General features: G+C 71.5%; 13 protein-coding genes and 1 pseudogene. 13 read left to right on the top strand and 1 reads right to left on the bottom strand.

Annotated features, from left to right (window positions below; all coding sequences use genetic code 11):
* Positions 1-173: 173 nt before the first annotated feature.
* Positions 174-1,319 carry an LLM class flavin-dependent oxidoreductase gene (locus KKR01S_RS10145; RefSeq protein WP_081101705.1) on the top strand — a complete coding sequence of 382 codons (1,146 nt, stop codon included), beginning with the start codon at positions 174-176 and terminating at the stop codon, positions 1,317-1,319.
* 106 nt (positions 1,320-1,425) lie between these two features.
* Here the strand turns inward: KKR01S_RS10145 and KKR01S_RS10140 are convergent, their stop codons facing one another.
* On the bottom strand, positions 1,426-2,535 hold the full coding sequence (locus KKR01S_RS10140) for a mannose-1-phosphate guanylyltransferase (RefSeq protein WP_055684292.1): 1,110 nt from the start codon (positions 2,533-2,535) through the stop codon (positions 1,426-1,428).
* A gap of 332 nt (positions 2,536-2,867) precedes the next feature.
* On the opposite strand from KKR01S_RS10140, the gene sdhC reads away from it, so the two are divergent.
* From sdhC to KKR01S_RS10080, 12 genes and pseudogenes are all read left to right on the top strand, one after another.
* A complete protein-coding gene (gene sdhC, locus KKR01S_RS10135) occupies positions 2,868-3,248 on the top strand; it encodes a succinate dehydrogenase, cytochrome b556 subunit (protein WP_081046379.1) in 381 nt (126 codons plus the stop codon).
* 3 nt (positions 3,249-3,251) lie between these two features.
* A complete protein-coding gene (locus KKR01S_RS10130) occupies positions 3,252-3,737 on the top strand; it encodes a succinate dehydrogenase hydrophobic membrane anchor subunit (RefSeq protein ID WP_055684293.1) in 486 nt (161 codons plus the stop codon).
* Positions 3,738-3,817: 80 nt separating this feature from the next.
* A complete protein-coding gene (gene sdhA, locus KKR01S_RS10125) occupies positions 3,818-5,578 on the top strand; it encodes a succinate dehydrogenase flavoprotein subunit (protein ID WP_055684294.1) in 1,761 nt (586 codons plus the stop codon).
* Positions 5,578-6,378, top strand: coding sequence for a succinate dehydrogenase iron-sulfur subunit (locus KKR01S_RS10120; protein ID WP_055684295.1), 801 nt, complete (start codon positions 5,578-5,580; stop codon positions 6,376-6,378). The genes sdhA and KKR01S_RS10120 overlap by 1 nt, the downstream gene beginning before the upstream one ends.
* A 172-nt stretch (positions 6,379-6,550) precedes the next feature.
* Complete coding sequence (locus KKR01S_RS10115) at positions 6,551-7,762, top strand: amidohydrolase (RefSeq protein WP_081046380.1); 1,212 nt, start codon at positions 6,551-6,553, stop codon at positions 7,760-7,762.
* Positions 7,763-7,947: 185 nt separating this feature from the next.
* On the top strand, positions 7,948-9,075 hold the full coding sequence (locus KKR01S_RS10110; RefSeq protein ID WP_058743587.1) for a BMP family lipoprotein: 1,128 nt from the start codon (positions 7,948-7,950) through the stop codon (positions 9,073-9,075).
* A 24-nt stretch (positions 9,076-9,099) separates the two neighbouring features.
* Positions 9,100-10,671 (top strand): ABC transporter ATP-binding protein, encoded by a 1,572-nt coding sequence (locus tag KKR01S_RS10105; protein ID WP_055684296.1) that lies wholly within the window; start codon positions 9,100-9,102, stop codon positions 10,669-10,671.
* Positions 10,668-11,990: an ABC transporter permease gene (locus KKR01S_RS10100; RefSeq protein WP_081047800.1), complete on the top strand. Its 1,323-nt coding sequence runs from the start codon at positions 10,668-10,670 to the stop codon at positions 11,988-11,990. The genes KKR01S_RS10105 and KKR01S_RS10100 overlap by 4 nt, the downstream gene beginning before the upstream one ends.
* Positions 11,987-13,273 (top strand): ABC transporter permease, encoded by a 1,287-nt coding sequence (locus KKR01S_RS10095; RefSeq protein WP_055684297.1) that lies wholly within the window; start codon positions 11,987-11,989, stop codon positions 13,271-13,273. The genes KKR01S_RS10100 and KKR01S_RS10095 overlap by 4 nt, the downstream gene beginning before the upstream one ends.
* 2 nt (positions 13,274-13,275) lie before the next feature.
* Complete coding sequence (locus KKR01S_RS10090) at positions 13,276-13,740, top strand: cytidine deaminase (RefSeq protein ID WP_081046382.1); 465 nt, start codon at positions 13,276-13,278, stop codon at positions 13,738-13,740.
* Positions 13,741-13,777: 37 nt separating this feature from the next.
* Positions 13,778-15,109 carry a thymidine phosphorylase gene (locus KKR01S_RS10085; protein WP_055684298.1) on the top strand — a complete coding sequence of 444 codons (1,332 nt, stop codon included), beginning with the start codon at positions 13,778-13,780 and terminating at the stop codon, positions 15,107-15,109.
* An 82-nt stretch (positions 15,110-15,191) separates the two neighbouring features.
* Positions 15,192-16,094, top strand: a pseudogene (locus KKR01S_RS10080) (hypothetical protein); the annotation flags it as partial.

Raw genomic sequence — 16,094 nt, 5'->3', positions numbered from 1 at the left:
AATCCCGGGCACCCGTCGTCTTGCGCCGCGCGACGCCGCGTGACCTCCCGTGTCCGGGCACTCGTGCCCCGGGCCCGCCCGCTCCTAGCGTGGTCCCCAACCCCGCGCCCCGGAAGCGATTCCGGCGGGCGGGCGGCACACACACCGGCATGAGGGACGTCAGGAGCACGGACATGGTCGAGACGAGATTCCACTGGTTCCTGCCCACCAGCGGGGACTCCCGCGGGGTCGTGGGCGGCGAGCACGGCGCGGAGGTGCTCAGCAGCTCCCCGGTGCGCGAACCCGAGCTGGCCTACCTGCGCCAGGTGGCCCAGGCCGCGGAGGCCAACCGCTTCGACTCCGTGCTGACCCCCACGGGTCTGTACTGCCGGGACCCATGGCTGACCGCCGCCGCGCTGGCCGAGCACACCCCGAGCCTGCGCTTCCTCGTCGCGATGCGTCCGGACGCCCTCTCGCCCACGCTGGCCGCGCAGATGGCCGCGACCTTCCAGGCCCAGACCGGCGGGCGCCTGGCCCTGAACGTGGTCACCGGCGGGGAGTCCGCCGAGCAGCGGGCCTACGGAGACTTCCTGGACAAGGAGGGCCGCTACCGGCGCACGCGGGAGCACCTGCGGGTCGTGCGCCGGCTGTGGGAGCACGGCCCGGCCTTCGACCACGACGCCGAGGGGGTGCGCGTGGAGCAGGCCCGTCTGGTCGATGCCCCGGACCCGGTGCCGGAGGTGCACTTCGCCGGGTCCTCCCCGGCGGCCCTGGAGATCGCCGCGGAGCTGGCCGATGTGTACCTGACCTGGGGCGAGCCGCCGGCCCAGGCGGGGGAGAAGATCGCGCGGGTGCGTGAGGCCGCGGCGGCGCGCGGACGCACCCTGCGCTACGGGGTCCGGCTGCACGTGATCACCCGGGACACCTCCGAGCAGGCCTGGGCTGTGGCCCAGGCGATGCTGGATGCGATCCCGGAGGAGCTGGTGCGCCGTCAGCAGCAGGCCCTGCGGGCCTCCGAATCCGAGGGGCAGCGGCGGATGCTGGCCCTGCACGGCGGGGACCGGCGGAACCTGGAGATCCACCCCGGGCTGTGGGCCGGTTCCGGGCTGATCCGCGGGGGAGCGGGCACCGCGCTGGTCGGCTCCCACGAGGAGGTCGCGGACCTGATCCGCCAGTACGAGGCCGTGGGCTTCACGGACTTCGTGCTCTCCGGGCACCCCTGCCTGGAGGAGGCGTGGTGGTTCGGCGAGGGCGTGCGCCCCCGGGTGGATCGGCCCGAGGCCTCACCGCGCACCGCGGATGCCCGACGGCGCGAGCGCGCCGCCGCCGCGGTGGACTGAGGCGCCCAGACACGGTGCGCCGGGGCGCGACGACGCGCTGCGCACCGCGGTGGTCTGATCCGCCCGGCCCGGTGTGTGGGGCGGGCGCTCCGGGGGCGGGAGAGGGCTAGAGCACGTCCGTGTCGCCGTTGCGCTTGAGCTCGTCCACCGCGTGCTTCACGCGCTGGGCATGCTCCTGGGTGGTCACCAGCAGCGCGTCCGGGGTGTCCACGACCACGATGTCCTGCACCCCGATCAGCGCGACGATGCGGCTGGTGTCTGAGACGACGATCCCGGAGGAGTCATCGGTCATCACCCGGGTGTTGCTGCCCAGCAGGGCCACCTCGTCCACGTTCTGCGCCCGGTTCAGCCGGGAGATCGCGGCGAAGTCCCCGACGTCGTCCCACGTGAAGTGGGCCGGGACCATCGCGACGTCGCCCGCGGCGGCGGCCGGCTCGGCCACCGCGTAGTCGATCGCGATCTTCGGCAGGGTCGGCCACACCCGATCCATCACGGCGTCGCGCTCCTCGGTCTCCCAGGCGCGGGCGATCTCCATGATCCCGGCGTGCAGCTGCGGCTGGTTGCGCTCCAGGTGCTCCAGCAGCAGGGCGGCCGGGGCGACGAACATCCCGGCGTTCCAGGTGTAGCGGCCCGAGCGCACGTACTCGCGGGCTGTGTCCTGGTCCGGCTTCTCCACGAACTCCTCCACGGCCAGCGCGGAGGGGGCCGCCTCGAGGTCGAGGGAGCGCCCGGCGCGGATGTAGCCGAAGCCCGTGGAGGGAGAGGTCGGGGTGATCCCGATGGTCACGATCCGCCCGGTCGCGGCGGTCTCGATCGCCTCGACCACGGCGCGGTGGAACTCCTCGGTGGGCTCCACGACGTGATCCGCGGCGAAGGAGCCGATGATCGCCTCCGGGTCGCGCAGCCACAGGATCGCCGAGGCCAGGCCGATCGCGGCCCCGGAGTCCTTGGGGGAGGGCTCCAGGACCAGGTCCTCCTCCGAGCATTCGGGCAGCTGGGTGCGCACGGCCGGGGCGTGGGTGCGCCCGGTGACGACCATGACGCCCTCGGCGCTGAGGTCGACGAGGCGGTCGTAGGTCGAGCGCAGCAGGGAGCTGCCGGAGCCGGTCAGGTCCAGGAGGAACTTGGGCGCATCCGCGCGGGACAGCGGCCACAGCCGCGAGCCCACCCCGCCGGCGGGGATGAAGGGTCGGAAGTGTTCGCGTGGGGATCTCATCGGCACCACCCTAGCCGCAAACCCCCGGGCGCGCGGCGCACATGGTGGGGAAGCGGGCGGACGCGGTCTGCCTCCGGCCGGTCCCCGCACCGCGGAGCGGGCGGGATTAGCCAAGGTTTCCCTCCCCTAATTCCGCGTAATTCCGCCGCGGAAGGGCTCAGACACCGTGTCACCAAGAGCCGCCGACGGCTGGTAGTCTCAGACGAGAAACAGCTCACTCACACCCGCGCCCGGGGACTCCTTCCGGACGACGTCGTCCCGAGTGGCCGGGCCCGCGCCGGGGCCGCAACCGGCGCCCGCCCGCTCGTTGATCACCCATCGGAGGTTGTTCAGTGCCGAACCAATCCCAAGGCACCCTCTACCGCGGCCGCCAGGGCATGTGGTCCTGGGTCGCGCACCGCATCACCGGCATCGCCATCTTCTTCTTCCTGCTCGTGCACGTCCTGGACACCGCCGTCGTGCGGATCTCCCCGGAGGCGTACAACGCCGTCATCGGCACGTACAAGAACCCTGTGATGGGGCTGGGCGAGGCCGGGCTGGTGGCGGCGATCTGCTACCACGCCTTCAACGGCCTGCGCATCATCCTCATCGACTTCTGGAAGGACGGGGCCAAGCACCAGAAGACCATGCTGTGGGGCGTGCTCGTCCTGTGGCTGCTGGCCATGGTGCCGTTCCTGATCCGCCACCTCGCCATCGTCTTCGGAGGTCACTGAGCCATGTCCACCCCTCTCAAGACCAGGATCGCCGTCCCGCGCAGCTCCGACCGCTCCGTGGACGGGGTGAAGTACAACCGCTCCGGGTCCAAGCGCAACAACTTCGAGATGTACGCGTGGCTGTACATGCGCATCTCCGGGGTGCTGCTGATCGTGCTGATCTTCGGGCACCTGTTCGTCAACCTCATGGTCGGCGACGGCGTGCACGCGATCGACTTCGGCTTCGTCGGCGGCAAGTGGGCCAACCCGTTCTGGCAGGTCTGGGACCTGCTGATGCTGTGGCTGGCGATGCTGCACGGCACCAACGGCGTGCGCGTGATCATCGAGGATTACGCGGAGAAGGACCGCACCCGCTTCTGGCTGAAGACCCTGCTCTTCCTAGCCGCCGGGTTCATCCTGCTGGTGGGCACCCTCGTGATCTTCACGTTCAGCCCCTGCCCGACCGTGGACAACCCGGATCTGCTGCCCTCCTTCTGCCCCGCGCAGTAGGCGCCGCCCTCCGCCGGGCGGGCCGCACAGCGCCCCCGCCCCACCACCGTCTCCCTCCATATAGAAAGAGCATCTGAAGCATGCAGGTTCACAAGTACGATGTGGTCATCGTCGGCGCCGGCGGCGCCGGGATGCGCGCCGCCATCGAAGCCGGCCAGCGCGCCCGCACCGCCGTGCTGACGAAGATCTACCCGACCCGCTCCCACACCGGCGCGGCCCAGGGGGGCATGTGCGCCGCCCTGGCCAACGTCGAGGAAGACAACTGGGAGTGGCACACCTTCGATACCATCAAGGGCGGGGACTACCTCGTGGACCAGGACGCCGCGGAGGTCATGGCCAAGGAGGCCATCGACGCCGTGCTGGACCTGGAGAAGATGGGCCTTCCGTTCAACCGCACCCCCGAGGGGAAGATCGACCAGCGCCGCTTCGGCGGGCACACCCGGGACCACGGGAAGGCGCCCGTGCGCCGGGCCTGCTACGCCGCGGACCGCACCGGGCACATGATCCTGCAGACCCTCTACCAGAACTGCGTCAAGCACAACGTGGAGTTCTTCAACGAGTACTACGTGCTGGACCTGATCATGGTCGAGGTGGACGGGATGAAGCGCCCGGCCGGCGTCGTCTCCTACGACCTCGCCTCCGGGGAGATCCACGTCTTCCAGGCCAAGTCCGTGGTCTTCGCCTCCGGAGGGACCGGCAAGATCTTCAAGACCACCTCCAACGCCCACACCCTGACCGGGGACGGCATGGCCATCGCCTTCCGCAACGGCCTGCCGCTGGAGGACATGGAGTTCGTTCAGTTCCACCCCACCGGCCTGGCAGGGCTCGGCATCCTCGTCTCCGAGGCGGCCCGCGGCGAGGGCGGGATCCTGCGCAACTCCGAGGGCGAGCGCTTCATGGAGCGCTACGCCCCCACCATCAAGGACCTCGCCCCGCGCGACATCGTCGCCCGGTCCATGGCCAACGAGGTGCGCGAGGGCCGCGGCTGCGGGCCCAACAAGGACTACGTGCTGCTGGACCTGACCCACCTGGAGCCGGCCCACATCGACGCGAAGCTGCCGGACATCACCGAGTTCGCCCGCACCTACCTGGGCGTGGAGCCCTACACCGAGCCCGTGCCGGTGTTCCCCACCGCCCACTACGCGATGGGCGGGATCCCCACCACCATCGACGCCGAGGTCTACCGCAACTCCGAGGAGACCGTCCCGGGTCTGTACGCCGCCGGGGAGGTGGCCTGCGTGTCCGTGCACGGGTCCAACCGCCTGGGCACCAACTCGCTGCTGGACATCAACGTGTTCGGCAAGCGCGCCGGGATCAAGGCCGCCGAATACGCACTGGAAGCGGACTTCTTGCCCGTGCCCGAGGATGCGACCCGGCGCACCGAGGAGCTGCTGGAGCTGATGCGCAACGGCCACGGCGAGGAGAAGGTCGGCCAGATCCGCCGGGAGCTGCAGGACACCATGGACGCGGACATGCAGGTATTCCGCACCGAGGAGACCATCCACCGCGCCCTGGACAAGATCGCCGAGCTGCAGGACCGCTACACCCGCATCTCCATCCAGGACCAGGGCAAGCGGTTCAACCTGGACCTGCTGGAGGCCGTGGAGCTGGGCTTCCTGCTGGAGCTGGCCAAGGTCATGTCCGTGGCCGCCCTGCACCGCGAGGAGTCCCGCGGCGGGCACTTCCGCGAGGACTTCCCGAACCGCGATGACGAGAAGTTCATGAAGCACTCGATGGCGTACCTGGACACGGAGGCGGAGACGGACCACGTGGCCGGGATCCGCCTGGAGACCAAACCGGTGATCTTCACCCGCTACGAGCCGATGGAGCGCAAGTACTGATGAGCACGCAAGAGAAGGAATACGCGGAGCCGGCCGAGCCGGCCTCGAAGGTCGAGCTCAAGAGCGAGTCCGGCGACGGCGGGGAGATCCCCACCTACGACGTCACCCTGCGGGTGCGCCGCTACAACCCGGAGGTCTCCGAGGAGGCCCACTGGGACGAGTGGACGCTGCAGATGTACGGCACGGACCGCGTGCTGGACGCCCTGCACAAGGTCAAGTGGGAGCTGGACGGCTCGCTGTCCTTCCGCCGCTCCTGCGCCCACGGGGTGTGCGGCTCGGACGCGATGCGCATCAACGGGCGCAACCGCCTGGCCTGCAAGACCCTGCTGAAGGACCTGGACCTGTCCAAGCCGGTCACGGTCGAGGCCATCAAGGGCCTGCCCTGTGAGAAGGATCTCATCGTGGACATGGAGCCGTTCTTCCAGTCCTACCGGGAGATCATGCCGTTCCTGATGAACGAGGGGCACGAGCCGGAGAAGGAGCGCTACCAGTCCCAGGAGGACCGCGCCCGCTTCGACGACACCACCAAGTGCATCCTGTGCGCGGCGTGCACCAGCTCCTGCCCGGTGTTCTGGACGGACGGGCAGTACTTCGGCCCCGCGGCCATCGTCAACGCCCACCGGTTCATCTTCGACTCCCGAGATGACGCCGGGGACCTGCGCCTGGAGATCCTCAACGACAAGGAGGGCGTGTGGCGCTGCCGCACGACCTTCAACTGCACCGAGGCCTGCCCGCGCGGCATCCAGATCACCAAGGCCATCGCCGAGGTCAAGCAGGCGGTGCTGGCCCGGGCCTTCTGAGCCGGACCACCCGCCCGCTTCACGACGCCGCCCGCCCCTTCCGCACCGGGAGGGGCGGGCGGCGTCGTCGTGCCCGGGCGGCCTTCCGGGCGGGGCGGTGCCGCCTCCCGGTCACACGCCGTCACACGGTCACGCCCGCGGCGGGTCGCGTTGGGGTCCTATAGTCGTGACCATGCCAGAACTCCCCGCCGCACCCGCCGAGCAGCCGCCCATCGGCCCCCTCGCCAAGGCCTTCCTGCCCGAGCTCATCGACTTCCGCCGCACCGTGCACCGCAACCCCGAGCTGAGCTTCCGGGAGCACCGCACCACGGACCGGATCATGGCGCGCCTGCAGGCGGCGGGACTGGACCCGGTGCGCCTGGAGCACACCGGCTGCTACGTGGACATCGGCCGGGGCCCGCTGGCCGTGGCCCTGCGCGCGGACATCGACGCCCTGCCCATCCAGGAGGACACCGGGCTGGAGTTCTCCTCCGTCAACGACGGCGTCATGCATGCCTGCGGACACGACATCCACCAGACCGTGATGCTCGGGGCGGCCCTGACCCTGGCCGACGTGGACTCCTCCGCGCCGCTGGCCCGCAGCGTGCGGGTGATTTTCCAGCCGGCCGAGGAGAAGCTGCCCGGCGGCGCCCTGACCGTGATCCGCCAGGGGGTGCTGGAGGGGGTCCCGCGGGCCTTCGCCCTGCACTGCGAGCCCAAGGTGGACGTCGGTCAGGTCGGCACCCGCATCGGGTCCATCACCTCCGCGGCCGACACCATCAAGCTCAGCGTGCGCGGGCGCGGCGGGCACACCTCCCGTCCGCACCTGACCGAGGACCTGATCTTCGCGATGAGCCAGATCGCGATCAACGTGCCCGCGGTGATGTCCCGGAACATCGACGTCCGCTCGGGCGTGCTGGTGGCCTGGGGGCAGATCGAGGCCGGGGTGGCGCCCAACGCGATCCCCGCCCACGGCTACCTCGCTGGGACCATGCGCTGCCTGGACGCGGACGCCTGGTACCGCTCCGGGGACCTGCTGGATCGGGTGGTCGGCCAGGTGGCCGCCCCCTACGGCGTGGAGGTGGACGTGGAGCACATCCGCGGCGTGCCCCCGGTGGTCAACACCGAGACCGAGACGACGATGCTGGAGAACGCCGCCCGGGCCGAGCTGGGGGAGGACTCCGTGGTGCTCGTGGAGCAGTCCATGGGCGGGGAGGACTTCGCCTGGATGCTGCAGGAGGTCCCCGGCTCGATGATGCGCCTGGGCACCCGCACACCCGGCGGGCGCACCTACGACCTGCATCAGGCCGACTACGTGGCCGATGAGCGGGCCATCGAATGCGGGATCCGCGTCATGGCAGCCACCGCGCTGCGGGCCATCCAGCACGAGCTGCGCACCCGCTGAGCGCAGGCGCGCGGGCGCGGCGGAGCCGGAAGCGGCCGACGCGGCGGATGGTCGGGTGGGCCCCGCGCGGGGGCTAAACTGGTGACCCGTACCCCACGTCACGTCCGGCTGTGCCCGGTGTCGCCTCGGTGTCCTCGCGCAGCAGGCGGCCGATCCGGCCGCGACCGTCCGAAAGGCCGTCTCCCATGCCCGTCGTCCCCGCCTGGCCCCGCACAGCCCCGCGCACCCGCCCCGTGCGCGCCGCCGCGCTGCTGGGCACGGCCGCCCTGCTGCTGGCCGGCTGCGCCCCCGCCCCGCCGGAGGACTCGGACATCGCCAGCGACCACGCGGACTACACCGGCTGCATCGTCTCCGACTCCGGCGGCTTCGATGACCGCTCCTTCAACCAGAACTCCTACGAAGGGGTGATGAAGACCAAGGACGACTACGGCATCAAGACCAAGGCCGCCGAATCCCAGGCCGTCACCGACTTCGAGCCCAACATCAACTCGATGCTGCAGGGCGGGTGCAACCTGACCGTGACGATCGGCTTCAACATCGCCGACCAGACCAAAGCCGCCGCTGAAGCCCACCCGGACCGGCACTTCGCGATCGTCGACGACGACTCGATCCAGCTGCCCAACGTCCGCCCCATCATCTACAACACCTCCCAGGCCGCCTACCTCGCCGGATATCTCGCCGCGGGCACCACCAAGACCGGCAAGGTCGCGACCTTCGGCGGCATGGAGATCCCGACCGTCACGATCTTCATGGACGGCTTCGCCCAGGGGGTGGCCCACTACAACCAGGTCCACCACACGGACGTGAAGCTGCTGGGCTGGGACGCCCAGAAGCAGACCGGCAGCTTCACCGGGGACTTCGAGGACACCGGCAAGGGCAAGACCACCGCGCAGAACTTCCTCAACGAGGGCGCCGACATCGTGATGCCCGTGGCCGGGCCCGTCGGCAACGGCGCGGTGGACGCGGTCACCGGATACAACGCGGATGAACCCGAGGCTCCGGCGCGGATCATCTGGGTGGACTCGGACGGCTACGAGACCCTGGCCTCCGGTCAGGAGTACGTGCTCACCTCCGTGATCAAGAAGATGGGCGCGGCCGTGGAGAACGCCTTCGTGGACGACATGGACGGGAAGTTCACCGACACCCCGTACGTGGGCACCCTCGAGAACGACGGCGTGGGCCTGGCCCCATTCCACGACCAGGCCTCCCAGGTCCCGCAGCAGCTGCAGGACGAGCTGGACGAGCTCAAGCAGCAGATCATCGACGGCACCGTGGACGCGGACTCCGCGGCCAGCCCCCAGACCAAGAACTGACACAGACCCGAAGGCCGCACGCACATGAGACTCGAACTGCGCGGGATCACCAAGCGCTTCGGCGCATTCACCGCCAACGACGCCGTGGACCTCACCGTGGATCCCGGCACCGTCCACTGCCTCCTCGGGGAGAACGGGGCGGGCAAATCCACGCTGATGAACATCATCTACGGCCTGCAGGCCCCCACCGCCGGGCAGATCCTGGTGGACGGGCGCGAGGTCGCCTTCGACGGCCCCGGAGACGCGATGCGCGCCGGGATCGGCATGGTCCACCAGCACTTCATGCTGGTGCCCGTGTTCACGGTCGCGGAGAACGTGGCCCTCGGCTCGGAGGCCACCCGCGGGCCCGCCCTGGACCTGGAGACCACCCGACGCCGCATCCGCGAGATCTCCCAGCGCTACGGCTTCGCGGTGGACCCGGACGCCGTCGTGGAGGACCTGCCGGTGGGCGTGCAGCAGCGGGTGGAGATCATCAAGGCCCTCGTGCGCGAGGCCGAGCTGCTGATCCTCGATGAGCCCACCGCGGTGCTGACCCCCGCGGAGACGGACGAGCTGCTGGGCATCATGGCGCAGCTGCGCGCGGACGGGAAGTCCCTGCTGTTCATCTCCCACAAGCTGCGCGAGGTCCGGCAGGTCTCCGACGAGATCACCGTGATCCGGCGCGGGAAGGTCGTGGGCACCGTCGAGCCCACCGCCTCCAGCACGGAGCTGGCCGCGATGATGGTCGGGCACGAGGTGTCCCTGACCGTGGACAAGGAGCCGGCCAGCACCAACGAGCGCCTGCTGCGGGTGCGCGAGCTGTCCCTGCGCTCCGAGACCGGCGTGGCCCTGCTGGACGGGATCGACCTGGAGGTGCGCGGCGGGGAGATCCTCGCGATCGCCGGTGTGCAGGGCAACGGCCAGACCGAGTTCGCCGAGACCCTCCTGGGGCTGCGCCCCCAGGCCACCGGCTCCGTGGAGCTGGACGGACGCCAGCTGCTGGGCCGGCGCCCGAAGCGGATCATCCGCGACGGCATCGGGTTCGTGCCCGAGGACCGCGGCCGCGAGGGCCTGGTCGGCTCCTTCAGCATCGAGGAGAACCTGGTCCTGAACCAGTACGACACCCCCCGCTTCTCCCGCGGGCCCTGGCTGCGCCGCCGGGCCATCCGCGCCCAGGCCGAGCAGCGGACCGCGGAGTTCGACATCCGCCTGCACTCCGTGGCCGATCCCGTCACGACCCTGTCCGGGGGCAACCAGCAGAAGGTGGTCCTGGCCCGGGAGCTGGCCCGCCCGCTGCGCCTGTTCGTCGCCTCCCAGCCCACCCGCGGCGTGGACGTCGGCTCGATCGAGTTCATCCACCGCCGCATCGTCGCCGAGCGCGACGCCGGGACCCCGGTGGTCATCGTCTCCACCGAGCTGGACGAGGTCTACGCGCTCGCGGACCGGATCGCCGTCTTCCACGGCGGACGGCTCATGGGCGTGGTGGACCCGGACATCCCGCGGGAGGTCCTCGGCCAGATGATGGCCGGGGCCGACGCCGAGGAGGCCCGGCGCCTCGTCGAGCAGGACACCCGCGAGCACGACCTCGCATCGATCACGGAAGGAGAGCGCGCATGAGCGGTCTCGACCCGGCCGCCGGCACCACCGCCCCCGCCGGAGCGGGACCCGGCGGGCTGGAGCCCGAGGAGCGGCCGAAGCCGATCACCCCGCCCTGGGCCGACGCTCCCGCCCCCGAACCACGGCCCACCCTGGCCTACCGCCTGACCTCCTCGCCTCTGGTGCTCTCCGCGGCGGCCCTGGTGCTGTCGCTGATCGTCGGCGGACTGCTCATCATCTTCACCGACCAGCGCACGCTGACCCGGATGAACTACTTCTTCGCCCGGCCCTCGGACACCTTCGAGGCCGCCTGGCGGGCCGCCAGCGACGCCTACATCGCCCTGTTCGAGGGCGCGGTGTTCAACCCGCACGGAGCGGACTTCGCGGACAAGATCTTCCCGCTGACCGAGACCCTGACCATCGCGACCCCGCTGATCCTCGCCGGTCTCGGCGTGGCCCTGTCCTTCCGGGCCGGGCTGTTCAACATCGGCGCGCAGGGACAGATCATCCTCGGCGCGATCCTCGCCGGGTGGATCGGCTTCTCCTGGGACCTGCCCGCCGGGGTGCACCTGCTGCTGGTGATCCTGGGCGGTGCGCTCGGCGGTGCCCTGTGGGGCGGGCTGGTGGGCCTGCTCAAGGCCCGCACCGGGGCGCACGAGGTCATCCTGTGCATCATGTTCAACTACATCGCGTTGAACCTGGTGCTGTACCTGCTGACCACCCCGGCCTTCCAGCGGGAGGGCTCCACCAACCCGATCTCCCCGCAGCTGCCGGACTCGGCCCTGTTCCCCCGGCTGTTCGGGGACTCCTTCCGGCTGCACTGGGGCTTCGTCCTGGCGATCCTCGCGGTGCTGTTCGTGTCCTGGCTGATCGATCGCTCCACGATCGGGTTCCGCCTGCGCGCCGTCGGGGCCAACCCGAAGGCCGCGCGCACCGCCGGGATCAGCGTCAGCGCCGGATACGTCGTCGTCATGCTGCTCTCCGGGGGCCTGGCCGGGCTGGCCGGGGCCACCCAGGTGGCCGGCACGGAGAAGGTGCTCACCGGGGACGTGGCCGCCTCCTTCGGCTTCGACGCGATCACCGTGGCCCTGCTGGGCCGCTCCACCCCGTGGGGCACCTTCTGGGCCGGTCTGCTCTACGGCGGCTTCCGCGCAGGCGGTGTGGCCATGCAGACCAACACCGGCACCAACATCAACATCGTCCTGGTGGTGCAGTCCCTGATCGTGCTGTTCATCGCGGCCCCGCCGCTGGTGCGCGCGATCTTCCGGCTGCCGGACCCGGCCCGCCCCCGCCGGGCGAAGGCCGCCCGTCCCGCCGCCGCGGAAGGAGCGACCCGATGAGCGTCGCAGCGACCCCCACGACCCGCCCCGGCCTCGCCCTGCCGGTGATCCGCCGCTGGCGCCTGGGCGCGACCTTCGCGGTCCTGTCCCTGCTCAGCCTCCTGCTGATCGGCATCGACCCGGCCCCGGCCACGGTCACCTTCCGCCTCGCGGAGAAGCACGACGCCGTGCGCCTGGCCGACATCGACCTGCCGGCGGTGGCCACCGGCTGGGTGCTGTCCGCCCTCATGCTTCTCCTGGCCGTCTGGGCCCTGATGCGCGGGGCGCGCGGAGCCAACCCGCCGGTGTGGGCCTCGACCCTGTTCTGGGCCGCGTTCGTCGTGGCCATGCTGGTCTGGGCGGTGTCTCACGCGGACGCGCACTCGCTGTCCCTGCCGGGTCTGCTGGCCGGCTCCCTGGCCCTGTCCGTGCCCCTGATCTTCGGGTCCATGTCCGGTCTGCTGTGCGAGCGCAGCGGCGTGGTCAACATCGCGATCGAGGGCCAGCTGCTGTTCGGCGCCTTCGCCGCGGCCGTCGTCGGGACCGTGACGCACTCGGCCTGGGCGGGGCTGGCGGCGGCCATGATCGGGGCGATGCTGGTCTCCCTGATCCTCGCCGTGTTCTCCATCCGGTACCTCGTCAACCAGGTCATCGTCGGCGTGGTCGTCAACGTGCTGGTCTCCGGGCTGACCGGCTTCCTGTACTCCACGGTGCTCTCCCGCCAGGCCACGACCCTGAACTCCCCGGAGCACCTGCCGGACTGGTCCGTGCCCGGGCTCTCGCGCATCCCGGTGATTGGGCCCGTGCTGTTCGACCAGTCGCTGCTGGTGTACGTGATGTTCGGCGTCGTCGCCCTCATCTGGTACGGGCTGAACCGCACCCGGTGGGGGCTGCGCACCCGGGCCGTGGGGGAGCACCCGCAGGCCGCGGACACCCTGGGGGTGAACGTGAACCGGCTGCGCTTCGGCAACGTGCTGCTGGCCGGGGCCGTGGCCGGGATGGGCGGGGCCTTCTTCACGCTGGTCTCGGTCTCCGCGTTCAACAAGGACATGACCGCAGGGCAGGGGTACATCGCCCTGGCCGCGCTGATCTTCGGCCGGTGGCGTCCCGGCGGGGCGCTGTGCGCGGCCCTGCTGTTCGGCTTCGCGACCAACCTGCAGTCGGTGCTCTCCCTGCTGGGCACCACGGTGCCCAGCCAGTTCCTGGCCATGCTGCCGTACGTGGTCACCGTTGCCGCGGTCACGGGGCTGGTGGGGCGCACCCGGGGTCCTGCCGCCTCCGGGCAGCCCTACGTCAAGGAGTGAGCATGGCCGATTCCGAGCAACCGGGCCGGGTGGGGCAGGACGCCGTTGCGGGCACCGAGGTGGGGGCTTGTGTCGGCGACGACCCGGCCTGGCCGGAGCTGCTCGCCGCGGCGCGCGACTGCCTGGAGCGGGCGTACTGCCCCTACTCCGGGTTCCCCGTGGGGGCCGCGGCCCGCACCGAGGACGGGCGGCTGGTGACCGGGGCGAACATCGAGAACGCCGCGTACGGGGTCACGCTGTGCGCGGAGTGCTCCCTGGTCTCCGAGCTGTTCCGCACCGGCGGGGGCCGGCTCGTCCGCTTCGCCTGCGTGGACCGCACCGGCACCCCGATCATGCCGTGCGGGCGCTGCCGCCAGCTGCTGTCCGAACACGCCGCACCGGGCCTGGTGGTGCTCACCCCGCAGGGCGAGCTGCCCATGGCCGAGGTTCTGCCCCAGGCCTTCGGGCCCGGAAACCTCGGGTCCTGACGGTCCCGTCCGCACCCGCCAGAGGAGAGGTCCCATCATGTCCGAGCCCTTCGACGCCGTCGACGTCATCCGCGCCAAGCGCGACGCCGGCCGGCTGAGCACCGAGCAGATCGACTGGGTCATCGACGCCTACACCCGAGGGGCGGTGGCCGAGGAGCAGATGGCCGCCCTGGCGATGGCGGTGTACCTGAACGGTCTGGACCCGCAGGAGCTGTCCGCGTGGACCGCGGCGATGATCGCCTCCGGGCGCCGCCTGGACTTCTCCCCGATCCTGCGCTCGCCGGGCAACCCCGACGGGAAGATCGCCACGGCGGACAAGCACTCCACCGGCGGGGTGGGGGATAAGATCACGCTGCCGCTGGCGCCGCTGGTGGCCGTCTACGGGATCGCGGTCCCGCAGCTGTCCGGACGGGGGCTGGGGCACACCGGCGGCACCCTGGACAAGCTCGAGTCGATCCCCGGGTGGCGGGCGCAGGTGGGGCCCGAGCGGCTCCTGGAGATCCTCGGCTCCACCGGGGCGGTGGTGTGCGCGGCCGGGGCGGATCTGGCCCCGGCGGATCGCAAGCTCTACGCCCTGCGGGACGTGACCGGCACGGTCGAGTCGATCCCGCTGATCGCCTCCTCGATCATGTCCAAGAAGATCGCCGAGGGCACGGACTCCCTGGTCCTGGACGTGAAGGTGGGCACCGGGGCGTTCATGAAGACTCCGGAGCGGGCCCGGGAGCTGGCTCGCACCCTCGTGGGGCTGGGGGAGCAGGCCGGGGTGCGCACCACGGCCTTGCTCACCGAGATGTCCGTGCCGCTGGGCCGGGCGGTGGGCAACGCAGTGGAGGTCGAGGAGGCGGTGCAGGTGCTGGCCGGGGGCGGGCCGGACGACGTCGTCGAGCTGACCGTGGCGCTGGCCCGGGAGATGCTCGCGGCCTCCGGGATGCAGGAGGACCCGGCCGAGGCGCTGGCCGACGGGCGGGCGATGGACGTGTGGCGCCGGATGATCCGGGACCAGGGCGGGGACCCTGACGCCGCGCTGCCCGTGGCCCGCCACGAGCACGTCATCACCGCGCCGACCGACGGCGTGCTGACCCGGCTGGACGCCCTGGCCGTGGGCACGGCCTCCTGGCGGCTGGGGGCCGGACGGGCCCGGAAGGAGGACGCGGTGCAGGCCGGGGCAGGGATCCTGCTGCACGCCAAGCCGGGGGAGCGGGTGCGGGCGGGTCAGGCGCTGATGAGCCTGCGCACGGAGGATCCGGAGCGCTTCACCCGAGCCGAACAGGTCCTGGAAGGTTCCTGGGAGATCACCCAGGAAGCACGGGCGGCGGATTCCGCCGGTGTCGAACGGCGCGTGATCCTCGATAGGATTTCGGCAGAATAGAAGACCGAGGACGTGAGCCCCGCCCGTGGCCGTGAGCGGGGTGGTCGATCAACGCCGTCAGGCGTGGAAGTGCAGGTGTGTTGTGGCCTTCAAACTGTTCCGTGGCAGTGCCGAACCCGAGCCGAAGCAGCCCCGGCAGCGCCCTGCCGACGGCGGGGCGGGTGCCGCTCCCGCCACCGGGTCCGAGCCGCGCCCCGAGTCCGGCGGCATCCGGGCGCTGAGCCCCCGGGAGGAGGTGCCCGCCGGCGGGGGACTGCCCGAGCTGCTGTCCCTGATGGACCGCTACGGGGTGCGCACCCTGCGCCTGGACCAGCACGGCAACGAGATGACGGCCACCATGGATCCCAGCGAGAAGCCCGAGCGCAAGACCACCGTGGACACCGAGTCCACCTGGTTCGACGCCGTCGCCTCCCTGTACACCGCGGCCCAGTCCGGCCCGCGCGGGCCGTGGCGGCGCGCGGAGATCATGGTCGGCACCACCCGCGACGGCCAGCGGCCGGTGGAGGTCGAGTACACCTACCCGGGCTCGGAGCGCCAGGATTGCTCCGCCTACGTGCAGACCGTCGCGCAGCAGTCGGCCGGCGAGGGCTCCGGGGCGGGCACCGCCGCGGACGCCGATGCGGCGGCCGAGCCGTCCTCCACGTCGTCCTCCGCCGGGGCCGGGTCCGCCGCGGTCGCCGCAGGGTCCGACTCAGCCGCCGGTGCATCCGAGACCGTCGCGTCGGGTGCCGAGGATCGGCCCGCGGAGAAGGCCGAGGTGCTGGGTGTGCCGGCCGCGCAGGAGTCCCGCGACGGCGCGGACGCCGAGACGCCGCGCACCGACGCCGCCGAGTCCGCCGTGTCCGGGTCCGCCCAGACCCCCGCTTCCGTGTCCGATGGCTCTGCGGCCCCCGAGGCCGCCGCGTCCGCCTCCGCCGAGCACGCCGCCGCCGGGGACCCGCAGGAGGCCCCCGAGGCCGCCGCGTCCGCCTCCGCCGAGCACGCC

Origin of the sequence: Rothia kristinae NBRC 15354 (genome assembly GCF_001570865.1) — a bacterium.
Taxonomy (GTDB): Bacteria; Actinomycetota; Actinomycetes; order Actinomycetales; family Micrococcaceae; genus Rothia; species Rothia kristinae.
Note: the sequence above shows the minus strand (reverse complement) of the source record. Positions and strands in the feature narration are given on the sequence as shown.